The following is an 11,315-nucleotide window of genomic DNA, read 5'->3' as shown; positions in this document are numbered from 1 at the left end:
AGTTTTGGCAACGAGAGTCAATATGGACAAGTTCTTCATTACTGGCATTGATATTAGCCATAACAGTTTAAAAGCCATGGTGTTAAAACCAAAGGGGCATCGTTACGTATTATGCGACTATAAAGAACTCCTAATTAAGGAAAGTATTATCGCTGAAAATAACACATTGAATCATCATGAAATGGTCAATGTACTTAAAGAACTGAAAAAGACCCTGCCTTTACGGGCGAGAAAGGTCGCTATATCGGTGCCAGATAGTGCTGTTATCAGTAAAACGCTGCAAGTAGAACAGAATTTAACCGAGAGCGAAAGGGAATTTGCAATTATTCAAGCCTTTTCACATCAGTCTCCTTTTCCGGTTGAAGAGTTGAGTTTGGATTTTGTCTTACTTGAGCCGAAACAGGAAAGACTTGATAGCGATCAGTATCAAGTCTTTGCAACACGAAAAGAAGTACTTGAGGCACGTATAAAAATGATGCATGACGCTGGCTTTCAAACCGTTTTAGCCGATGTTCATTCCCATAGTTTAGGGCAAGTTTGGCAGTTAGCGGCAACCTCTTTTCCAGATAAAAGCCAATATGCATTGTTGGATATTGGATCGAGTCACAGCTCCTTTACTATGTTCACTCAGCATGACGAACTGTTTTATAAGGAGTTTGTTCATGAATCGTGTCAGATGCCATCCATGTTACAGCCGTTCGCTCAACAAATCGTGGAGCGAGTGAAACGCTACATGCATTTGTATCGTTCACTTAATGGCAGTCGGCACATTGACGGTATTTGGCTTTCGGGTCAAAGCCTTTACCTTGCACAACTTACCGATATTTTATCGGAGCAGCTTGCTTTGGAATGTTGCTTGCTTAACCCTCTGGGCTTGTTTGATGTCAAATCCGTCCACGAGCATGATTTCGAGGCTCAGCAGCAGTTTACGGCAGCGGCAGGGTTGGCAATACGAGGCATTCAGTGGTTGGGAAGTGAGCATGCTCTATCGCGTTAATCTTCTTCCCTGGCGAGAAAAACAGCGCAGATTGCATCAACGTCGATTTATCGGAATGTTGTTGTCCGCGATTGTAATCGTCGTGTTCACTCAGTGGCTCGCAAGTCAATATCTTCAATATCAACAACGAATACAGCAACAACGTCTTACGTATTTAAACGACTATATTACCCAGCTTGATCAACGTCTTGAAACAATGAAAACGGCTCAGCTCGCGTATAACAAAATAATAGAACGCCTCAAGTTTGTGGAAACTTTGCAAAATAATCGTAACAAGACCACTCAACTGATGAACATGCTGCCGTCTGTGGTTCCTCAAGGTGTCTATGTCGATAAGATCAAAATGAATGCTGGCCAAGTTGAAATGACAGGCATCGCTGAAAGTACTCCTCACCTGACTATGATGTTGAATAATCTAGAGCAATCAGAACAATTACATGATGTAAGAATGCATTCCATCGTTCATGACAAGCTTCGTTTTGGTAAAAAGTTTCAGGTGTTTAGCCTCTCTTTTTTATTCAACGCGCTTCAACCTCGGGAGATGACGAAACGTGACTGACTGGCAGGAGCTTGAATTCAATGAAATATTGGATTGGCCACGTTTACCACAATTGATGGCGTTATTACTTATCTTCGTGTTTATTCAAGCAGTGGGTTACTGGTTATATTTGCTGCCGGAAAAGCAGCATTTACAGGACTTAAATCAGCAAGAACAGGTGATTCACGCTCGCCTTCAAGTCAAAGCAAATCAAGTCGCGGCACTGCCACAGCTACAATCTCAACTCGACGATTTAGACCAGCGCTACCAGTTATTATTGCTACAGCTTCCTGAACAAAAAGAGTTAGCCAATTTATTGGCCTCGGTAAACGAAATTGGCGTCAGTAACCATTTGACGTTCACTCGTATCGACTGGGGTCAGAAGCAGCCTGAACATTTTCTCTATCGTTTACCTCTCAATATAGAGCTTACTGGTAACTTTCATGATATTGGGCGTTTTTCTCAGGCTATTGCGGCATTAGGCCGCATTGTCACTTTTCAGAATGTCACTTGGCAACGTGTTAGCCAAGAGAGTGAAACGCTTCATTTTCGTGTTACAGCTAATACTTATCAATCTAAACCAGAGGAACGAACAGGTGCGCAGTAAGAATCGATTAGGTGTGGTTTTTGTAATGGCTTTATCAGGCTGCCAAGCTAATGACCAGCCATTAGATCACGTGATCGATCAAATTGAGCATCAAGCATTTCAAGAGCGGGTGGCGCTTCAACCGAGCAAAAAGTTCGTTGCTGTTACCTATGAGCCTAAACACTTGAGAGTACCTTTTGAACTTCCGCAAGAGGCAAAAATGGCAACTCATTTGACCCTCAGAGCGGATTGCTGGCAGCCGGAGCCAAGAAAAGCGTTGGAAGCATTGGAGCATTTTTCTCTCGAACAACTCGAATTAAAGGGGGTAATAGGTACGAAAACACGCCTTTCTGGCCTGATTCAAGCGCCTGATGGCACGGTTTATACCATTGAGGCTGGGCAATATATTGGTCGTAATCAGGGGCAAGTGAGCTTCGTTTCAAATCAATACTTACTGATTAAGGAATCCTTGCAAGATGGGTTAGGGTGCTGGCAACGGCGTAACGTAAAGCTGACGTTCGGTTAAATAGCGGCAGTGTTTAAGCAACGAAGTAAAAATGATGAAACAAGGATTTATGTCGGTATCAAGGATATTGAAAGGACGCCTTTACTGGCAGTTTGGGGTCTTTTTCAGCGCACTCATGGTATGGAATGTCAAAGCCAATACCTTAACGAACATTGACTTTCGCTCTAATCATAATAAACAGGCGATTATCATCGTTGAGTTTGCATCTCCAATAGGCATTGTTGACATCCAGCAGGGTAAACGTGGGTTGAGTATCAACTTGCTCAAAACGGTGGTAAAAGACGAGCAGATCTATCTTATTGATGTAAAAGACTTTGCCACGGTCGTTGATAGTTTAGAAGTGTTCCGAGAGGGAGTGAACACGCGCATTGAAGTGTTTATTGGAGGGGGGTATCGGCATGATTATCGCGTTATAGGGCAGACACTAGAGGTAACGGTGAGCCCCCGTCAATCCGATGATACTCCATCGAGCCAAGCCTTTATTGATAAGAAGAACAAGCCAATATCAATCAATTTTCAAGATATCCCAGTGCGGAATGTGTTGCAGTTAATTGCCGAGCACCAAGAGTTTAACGTGGTGGTATCAGATTCTGTGGAAGGTCATTTAACGTTACGTCTAGATGGGGTTCCTTGGCAACAAGTGCTGGATATTATTCTTAAGGTAAAAGGGCTAGATAAAAGGGTTGAAGGTAATGTGATTCTGATTGCACCAAAAGAAGAATTAGACTTACGAGAGAAGCAACAACTGGAAAAGCGGCAACTTGACCAAGAAATGGGCGATCTCGCGACTGAGATTATCAAGGTTAATTTTGCCAAAGCTTCCGATATTGCCGCGATAATTAATGCTGAGGGTAAGATGAGCATGCTTTCAGCACGTGGTCGCGTGGCGACGGACGAAAGGACCAACGCTTTGCTGATCCGTGAGTTACCGAGCAATATAAATAGACTTCGTGAGCTGATTGCTTCGTTAGATATTCCAGTCAAGCAGGTGCAGATAGAAGCCCGTATTGTGATTGTCCAAGAAGGCAATATGGATGAATTGGGTATTCGTTGGGGTTTTTCTTCTTCGCATGGTAATAGCAGAATAGGTGGCTCAATAGAGAGCAATATTGCCAATATTGGCTTGTATGGTCGTGGTGAAGATCAGAGTAATGCAAGTCTGGATGATTTTCTTAACGTTAATTTGGCGGCGACAAGCCCAAGTGCGACCAGCATTGCTTTTCAGGTGGCTAAGCTGGGGACTGATACTTTGTTGGATCTTGAACTATCAGCTTTGCAACAGGAGTCAAAAGCTGAAATTATCTCAAGCCCTCGTTTACTGACAACCAATAAAAAGCCAGCTTACATTGAGCAAGGGAGCGAGATCCCTTACTTAGAATCGTCTTCAAGCGGTGCTTCATCAGTGGCTTTCAAAAAAGCAGTGTTAAGTTTAGAAGTGACACCGCAGATTACACCGGACAACCGTTTAGTCCTCGATCTTAATGTGACTCAAGACCGGCCCGGACAAATTGTAAAAACAGGCACAGGGGAAGCCGTTGCGATTGAAACCCAGAGAATCGGTACACAAGTTTTAGTCGATGATGGTGAAACAATTGTTTTAGGAGGAATTTTTCAGCACAGCGTTACAAATTCTGTGGATAAAGTGCCTTTATTGGGCGATTTACCTCTACTTGGTGCACTTTTTCGCAGAAGTTATGAAAGAGCAGGTAAGAGTGAATTGTTGATTTTTGTGACGCCTAAGGTATTGATTCAGTAACTTTCTTTAACGAAAAGGCAGAATAGATAAAAAATAAAGTTGCATTAGTGGCACCATGCTTGGATAATTTCGGGTCTTATCACGAATTATCTGTGAGGAATTGGTGCCACGAGCTTAGTAGAGCAGCAACTTGATTGCGTTTTCTTGTGGCGATCTTATTGAATTAACGTTGTAAATTACTGCTAAATATGGCTGAGAAACGTAATATTTTTCTTGTTGGCCCAATGGGCGCCGGCAAAAGTACAATTGGTAGACACCTAGCACAGCAACTGCATATGGAATTCATCGACTCTGATACAGTGATCGAAGAACGTACCGGTGCAGATATCTCTTGGGTGTTTGATGTTGAAGGTGAAGAAGGCTTCCGCAAGCGTGAAGAATCTGTACTGGAAGACTTAACTCAAGAACAAGGCATTGTGCTTGCAACTGGTGGTGGTTCTGTAAAAAGTAAAGAGAACCGTAATCGCCTTTCTGCTCGTGGTGTTGTTGTTTATCTAGAAACCACTATTGAAAAGCAGCTTGCGCGCACAAATCGCGACAAGAAGCGTCCTCTACTTCAAACGGATAGTCCTCGTGAAGTATTGGAGAGTTTGGCTGACGAACGTAACCCTCTATACGAAGAAGTGGCGGATTATACCGTCCGTACTGACGATCAGAGTGCAAAAGTGGTAGCCAACCAGATCGTAAAAATGCTAGAAGAGAGATAAGTATTATCTTTTTTTAATTGGAGCACACCGATGGAACGGATTACGGTCAATCTAGCTGAGCGTAGCTACCCTATCTCTATTGGCGCCGGGTTGTTTGAGGACCCGGCGTACCTTTCTCAAGTTCTTGCAAACAAAAGTGCAAACCAGAAGGTCGTCGTGATCAGTAATGTCACGGTTGCTCCTTTGTATGCGGATAAGATCCTGAGTCAGTTGAAACAGTTGGGCTGTGATGCCTCATTACTTGAATTGCCCGATGGTGAGCAATACAAGAGCCTCGAAACATTTAATCAAATAATCAGTTACCTTCTTGAAGGTAGCATTGCACGTGATGTAATGATTATTGCTTTAGGGGGAGGGGTGGTTGGTGACCTTGTGGGCTTTTCAGCGTCTTGCTATCAGCGAGGTGTCGATTTTATTCAAATCCCAACCACATTGTTGTCACAAGTGGATTCATCGGTTGGCGGTAAAACAGCAGTGAACCATCCGCTTGGTAAAAATATGATTGGGGCTTTCTACCAACCTAAAGCGGTTATCATTGATACTAACTGTTTATCGACCCTTCCAGAACGTGAATTTGCGGCAGGAATCGCAGAGGTAATCAAGTACGGCATTATTTATGATGCTGCTTTCTTCGATTGGTTAGAAGAGAACCTTGACCGTCTGTACGCACTGGATGAAGAGGCATTGACTTACGCGATTGCACGTTGTTGTGAAATCAAAGCGGAAGTGGTGGCGCAAGACGAGAAAGAGTCAGGTATTCGAGCGTTATTGAACTTAGGTCATACCTTTGGTCATGCAATTGAAGCTGAATTAGGTTACGGGAACTGGTTGCACGGAGAAGCGGTTTCTTCAGGCACAGTGATGGCGGCTAAAACCTCTCACTTATGTGGGTTAATCTCGCAACAGCAATTGGATCGCATTATCACCATTTTGCGCCGTGCCAAGTTGCCAGTGCACACGCCAGAGAGTATGACTTTCGATGACTTCATGACGCACATGATGCGCGATAAGAAAGTGTTATCTGGTCAACTGCGTTTGGTTTTGCCAACTGATATTGGGGCTGCACAGGTGATAACTGGCACACCTCAAGACGTCATCCAACAAGCGATCGATTTCGGTCGTACACTTTAACCTTGTAATGGCGCCATTGAGCGCCATTCTTATTACTATTAAGGTTATAGCATGAGTTTTGCTCACGTCCTGGAACTGGATTCGCAAACAGAATTACTTGAAAGATTAGGCTTGCTGACTAATTTTGGTTCCAACTTAATTGCGATTAATGGCCAGGCTGGGTACGGAAAGTCTTGGCTCGCGCAACGTTATTTGGAAGTTGGGGCAAGTAATAAGAATCAATGTTTGCTGCTGTGTCATACTAATCAGGATGATGCCCAGCGACGTATGCTAATGTTAAGTCAGATAGTGTCCGATACATTATTTAATCAGCACGATACGTTAATCGAGAGCCTTGAGCACATTGTCGGCAATGAAGCGTGTGATATTGCCATTGTCATTGACGATGCGCATTTACTGAGCGAGGGCTTAGTGCTTGAGCTTTGGACACTGGTGCTTGCGGCACAAATGCACCCCAAGTGGCGGATTAACGTGTTGTTATTTACTCAAACTGGCCACTTTGAATCTATCTTAGCCCGCATTAGTTATGGCCAAGATCTCAAGCCAGTGGAGCTCGATATCGATTTGCTATCTGAGATCGAGGCGCGTCGCTTTTTTGAGTCTCTAGTCATACGCTATGTGGATGACAATGCAGAGAAACGAGTGAGAAATGCGTTTAAAAAGGTCAGCCCAACACCGGGCGACATTATGGCGTTGGGGGAGATGAAAGTGGAAAAAAGGATCATTGTACGTTCGATTATCGGTTCACCTCTTAATATAGCTTTGGTTGTGTTACTTTTATTATTGTTAGCTGCGGGGAGCTACTGGCTGATGCAACCGAGCCCAGATGATAAAGCGCAACAAATTACGCGTCACTTTGAACAAACTGCCATTCCCACTATTACCGACCCTGCTGCGTCATCTGACTCAGCGGAATCAATGCAATCAGTCGATATGAAACCGGCTGAAAACACAGTGAATACTCCAAAGGCAGCGGCTCAAGTAGGTGAGGATGATTCTAACGCTTTACCACCGGCGGTGACTGATAATGTGACCAGTGTGGGTAATGAAGATAATCAGCAGCGAGTGGTGATTGATTCAGAAGTAGTTGATGCTTTGTTAGAAGATAAATCGGATTCCTCCCCGGGTAATGAGCCCGATAAAACCGATAACCTAGATAGCACGGAGCAAAGTGAACCTAAAAAAGCGCCGCATCATAGTAATTCCTCTTTGATTAACGTTGTCCCAAAAGCGGAAGTGGCGAAGAATAAAGATGCTTCAGTCACGGCAACGGAAACCTTCTCTTATGCACTCGATGCGTTAAAAGCGCTTCCCGCGCGTTCTTATACTTTGCAATTAGGTGCGATGACCGACAAACGGGATGTTCAAGCATTCTTGGATAAGCATAACCTTAATGATGAAGTCCGTATTTATCCTACACTACGCAGTGGCAAAGAGTGGTTCATTATTACTTACCAAGATTACCCAACGATTCAAGCGGCACGAGATGCTGCCGATGCATTGCCTGAAGCGTTAAAATCGGTTAACCCTTGGGCGAAGTCTCTTTCCCAAGTACATCGAGAAATTGCTCAGGCGAAATAATCCTGAGCTTCCTAGAAAAATATGTTACATTCCGCACCCTCAAATTAGGTTTGTCACTTTTAGCAATAAGAGCAATAGATGAAAAAGCAGAGAGCCTTTCTGAAGTGGGCTGGGGGAAAGTACGGTCTTGTCGAAGATATTCAGCGTCATTTGCCACCCGCACGCAAACTCGTTGAGCCTTTTGTTGGTGCTGGTTCGGTTTTTCTCAATACGGACTATGAACACTATTTATTAGCGGACATTAACCCTGATCTGATCAATCTTTATAATCTGCTTAAAGACAAGCCTCAAGAGTACATCTCAGAAGCGAAACGTTGGTTTGTCGCTGACAATAATCGCAAAGAAGTTTATCTCGATATCCGTGCTCAATTTAACAACACGGATGATGTGATGTATCGCTCATTAGCTTTCCTTTACATGAACCGTTTTGGTTTTAATGGTTTGTGTCGCTATAACAAAAAAGGCGGGTTTAATGTTCCATTTGGTTCGTATAAAAAACCCTATTTCCCTGAAGCCGAATTAGAGTTTTTTGCAGAGAAAGCCAAAAAAGCCACGTTTGTTTGCGAAAGCTACACCGATACATTTCGCCGCGCTCGTAAAGGCAGTGTGATTTACTGTGATCCTCCATATGCGCCTTTGTCCAATACAGCAAACTTTACCTCATATGCTGTCAGTGGTTTTACGTTAGATGACCAAGCGGCTTTGGCGGATATTGCTGAAACAACGGCAATAAAGCGCGGAATACCCGTGCTTATCTCCAATCACGATACTACCTTAACGCGTCGCCTGTACCACGGTGCAGACTTAAATGTGGTCAAAGTAAAGCGCACGATCAGCCGCAATGGCGGTGGGCGAAACAAAGTTGATGAGTTGTTGGCACTTTTCCATGCTGAGGATTCAGACGTTTCGGCTTCATAATTCTTAAACTATTATTCCTAAATAGTGGATCTCATCTCAGGCTTAGGTAGAATCATTGGCGATATAATTTGCTGTTTACTCGCCAAACTTGAGGTCCGGTATGAAAGATTTTCTCATTGCTCCATCCATTTTATCTGCAGATTTTGCTCGTTTAGGCGAAGATGTCGAGAAGGTACTGGCAGCCGGTGCTGATGTCGTTCACTTTGATGTGATGGACAATCATTATGTGCCAAACCTAACCTTTGGCGCACCAGTATGTAAAGCGCTACGAGATTATGGTATCACTGCCCCTATCGATGTTCATTTAATGGTTAAGCCTGTTGACCGTATTATTCCTGATTTCGCCAAAGCTGGCGCATCGATGATTACGTTTCATATTGAAGCGTCTGAGCACGTTGATCGTACTCTGCAGTTAATTAAAGAACACGGCTGTCAAGCCGGTGTGGTTCTTAACCCTGCAACACCACTTGCACACCTGGAATTCATCATGGACAAAGTTGACTTGATTTTGTTGATGTCAGTCAACCCAGGTTTCGGTGGTCAATCATTCATTCCTCACACACTTGATAAGCTACGTGCGGTGCGTAAGATGATCGATGAATCTGGTCGCGATATCCGTCTAGAAATCGATGGTGGCGTAAAGGTTGATAACATCCGTGAAATCGCAGAAGCGGGTGCGGATATGTTTGTTGCAGGTTCTGCGATTTTCAGTGAGCCAGATTACAAGCAAGTGATCGACAAAATGCGTGCTGAACTTGCAGAAGCAAAGTAAGCACGAACAACGCGCTCTGAGAGGTTGTTGCTAACCTATTGATTTAATTGGCTGCTATTTTATTGGTAGCCTTTGTTGTTTCTAGCGCGAGTCTAGAAAAAATATCCATCGTGGTGTGCAAATAATCACTTGCCTATTTTGCGTCCTTTCTGTACTATTCGTGCTCCTTAAACTCAGTCAATTATCTTTAGTTCCTTGCTTCCTCTGGACGACTGAGCCATTTGTGGAAGCTGAATAATCCGTAAGGAGCAACCAATGCGTCATTACGAAATCGTATTCATGGTGCACCCAGATCAAAGCGAGCAAGTTGCTGGCATGATCGAGCGTTACACTGGTTCAATCACTGAAGCTGGCGGTAAAATCCACCGTCTAGAAGACTGGGGCCGTCGTCAACTGGCTTACCCAATCAACAAGCTTCACAAAGCTCACTACGTTCTAATGAACGTTGAAGCTGACCAAGCTGTTATCGATGAGCTAGAAACTGCTTTCCGTTTCAACGATGCAGTTCTACGTAACATGATCATGCGTACTAAAGCGGCTATCACTGAGCAATCTATCATGCTTAAGCAAAAAGAAGAGCGTGCAGAGCGTGCTCCTCGTCGTGAAGAGCGTGCTGAAGCTAAGCCAGAAGCAGCTGCTGAGTAATCGTTCTTATGACCAATCGAATGGAGCTGAGTGGCACCATTGCCAAGCCGCCCATTCGTAGTAAAAGCCCTGGTGGCATTGAACACTGTCGATTTTGGTTAGAGCACCGCTCTACGGTTATCGAAGCTGACCTACCACGACAAGTCTATTGTCGAATGCCGGTAGTTGTTAGTGGGCTTGGGTCACAAGCATTAACTCAGAATTTAGTACAAGGCAGTAACATTAAGGTAAGTGGTTTTGTCGCTTATCAAACCGGCCGAAATGGCGTTGGGAAATTAGTGTTACACGCCGACAACATTACTCAAATTTAAGATCAGGAGATAGCCCATGGCTCGTTTCTTCCGTCGTCGTAAATTCTGCCGTTTCACTGCAGAAGGCGTACAAGAGATTGATTACAAAGACGTAGCAACTCTTAAAAACTACATCACTGAAGCTGGTAAAATCGTTCCTAGCCGTATCACTGGTACAAGTGCTAAATACCAACGTCAACTAGCTCGCGCTATCAAGCGTTCTCGCTACCTAGCTCTACTACCGTACACTGATAAGCATCAGTAATCGGTTCGTTTTATTAAGAAAGAGGATTAAACAATGCAAGTTATTCTACTTGATAAAATCGGTAACCTAGGTGGTCTTGGCGATACAGTAAACGTTAAATCTGGCTACGCTCGTAACTTCCTTATCCCTCAAGGTAAAGCAGTTATGGCGACTAAAGCTAACGTTGAAATGTTCGAAGCTCGTCGTGCTGAACTAGAAGCTAAAGTTGCTGAGCAACTATCTGCTTCTCAAGCGCGTGCTGAGAAAGTTAACGCCCTAGAAGCTGTTGTTATCGCATCAAAAGCTGGTGACGAAGGCAAACTATTCGGTTCTATCGGTACTCGTGACATCGCTGACGCTATCACAGCTGCAGGCGTTGAAGTTGCTAAGAGCGAAGTTCGCCTTCCTGAAGGTGCTCTACGTAACACTGGTGAGTTCGAGATCAGCGTTCAACTTCACTCTGAAGTTTTCGCTACTGTGAACGTACAAGTTGTTGCTGCTGAGTAATTTCAGTATCAAGACGAAATAAAAAGCACCTCTTCGGAGGTGCTTTTTTTATGTTTGTTCTTTTTGTAGCGTGTTTCTTATATCGCTCTGAATCAAGTACCTTGTCCTCATTTGGCG

At 43.9% G+C, this 11,315-nt stretch carries 14 protein-coding genes; all 14 read left to right on the top strand.

Translation table 11 applies throughout. From position 1 onward, the window contains the following. The first annotated feature begins 22 nt into the window (after positions 1 to 22). Positions 23 to 997 carry a type IV pilus biogenesis protein PilM gene (gene pilM / locus BS333_RS12570; protein ID WP_021710738.1) on the top strand — a complete coding sequence of 325 codons (975 nt, stop codon included), beginning with the start codon at positions 23 to 25 and terminating at the stop codon, positions 995 to 997. Next, complete coding sequence (locus BS333_RS12565; RefSeq protein ID WP_033004161.1) at positions 981 to 1,556, top strand: PilN domain-containing protein; 576 nt, start codon at positions 981 to 983, stop codon at positions 1,554 to 1,556. The genes pilM and BS333_RS12565 overlap by 17 nt, the downstream gene beginning before the upstream one ends. Continuing rightward, on the top strand, positions 1,549 to 2,142 hold the full coding sequence (locus BS333_RS12560; protein ID WP_021710736.1) for a type IV pilus inner membrane component PilO: 594 nt from the start codon (positions 1,549 to 1,551) through the stop codon (positions 2,140 to 2,142). Before BS333_RS12565 ends, BS333_RS12560 begins: the two co-directional genes overlap by 8 nt. Next, entirely contained in the window at positions 2,132 to 2,647 is a 516-nt protein-coding gene (locus BS333_RS12555) for a pilus assembly protein PilP (protein WP_021710735.1), read from the top strand. Before BS333_RS12560 ends, BS333_RS12555 begins: the two co-directional genes overlap by 11 nt. A 34-nt stretch (positions 2,648 to 2,681) precedes the next feature. Then, on the top strand, positions 2,682 to 4,403 hold the full coding sequence (locus BS333_RS12550; RefSeq protein WP_033004167.1) for a type IV pilus secretin PilQ: 1,722 nt from the start codon (positions 2,682 to 2,684) through the stop codon (positions 4,401 to 4,403). Positions 4,404 to 4,591: 188 nt separating this feature from the next. Beyond that, positions 4,592 to 5,110, top strand: a complete 519-nt coding sequence (aroK, locus tag BS333_RS12545; protein ID WP_021710733.1) for a shikimate kinase AroK — start codon at positions 4,592 to 4,594, stop codon at positions 5,108 to 5,110. A 30-nt stretch (positions 5,111 to 5,140) separates the two neighbouring features. After that, a complete protein-coding gene (gene aroB, locus BS333_RS12540) occupies positions 5,141 to 6,241 on the top strand; it encodes a 3-dehydroquinate synthase (RefSeq protein ID WP_021710732.1) in 1,101 nt (366 codons plus the stop codon). A 51-nt stretch (positions 6,242 to 6,292) separates the two neighbouring features. Beyond that, the gene (locus BS333_RS12535; RefSeq protein ID WP_021710731.1) at positions 6,293 to 7,822 is read left to right on the top strand and encodes an SPOR domain-containing protein; all 1,530 of its coding nucleotides are present in this window, start codon (positions 6,293 to 6,295) and stop codon (positions 7,820 to 7,822) included. A 78-nt stretch (positions 7,823 to 7,900) separates the two neighbouring features. Continuing rightward, positions 7,901 to 8,740, top strand: a complete 840-nt coding sequence (locus BS333_RS12530) for a Dam family site-specific DNA-(adenine-N6)-methyltransferase (RefSeq protein ID WP_021710730.1) — start codon at positions 7,901 to 7,903, stop codon at positions 8,738 to 8,740. A gap of 100 nt (positions 8,741 to 8,840) precedes the next feature. Continuing rightward, complete coding sequence (rpe, locus tag BS333_RS12525; protein ID WP_021710729.1) at positions 8,841 to 9,512, top strand: ribulose-phosphate 3-epimerase; 672 nt, start codon at positions 8,841 to 8,843, stop codon at positions 9,510 to 9,512. Between the two features lie 255 nt (positions 9,513 to 9,767). Further along, the gene (gene rpsF / locus BS333_RS12520) at positions 9,768 to 10,157 is read left to right on the top strand and encodes a 30S ribosomal protein S6 (protein WP_010443890.1); all 390 of its coding nucleotides are present in this window, start codon (positions 9,768 to 9,770) and stop codon (positions 10,155 to 10,157) included. Between the two features lie 8 nt (positions 10,158 to 10,165). Next, positions 10,166 to 10,468, top strand: coding sequence for a primosomal replication protein N (gene priB / locus BS333_RS12515; RefSeq protein WP_021710728.1), 303 nt, complete (start codon positions 10,166 to 10,168; stop codon positions 10,466 to 10,468). A gap of 16 nt (positions 10,469 to 10,484) precedes the next feature. Further along, entirely contained in the window at positions 10,485 to 10,712 is a 228-nt protein-coding gene (rpsR, locus tag BS333_RS12510) for a 30S ribosomal protein S18 (protein ID WP_000090472.1), read from the top strand. Between the two features lie 33 nt (positions 10,713 to 10,745). Beyond that, positions 10,746 to 11,198 (top strand): 50S ribosomal protein L9, encoded by a 453-nt coding sequence (rplI, locus tag BS333_RS12505; protein ID WP_021710727.1) that lies wholly within the window; start codon positions 10,746 to 10,748, stop codon positions 11,196 to 11,198. The last annotated feature ends 117 nt before the right edge of the window (positions 11,199 to 11,315 follow it).

Origin of the sequence: Vibrio azureus, from assembly GCF_002849855.1 — a bacterium.
GTDB classification, from domain to species: domain Bacteria; phylum Pseudomonadota; class Gammaproteobacteria; order Enterobacterales; family Vibrionaceae; genus Vibrio; species Vibrio azureus.
This window is presented reverse-complemented; position numbering and strand designations above follow the sequence as displayed.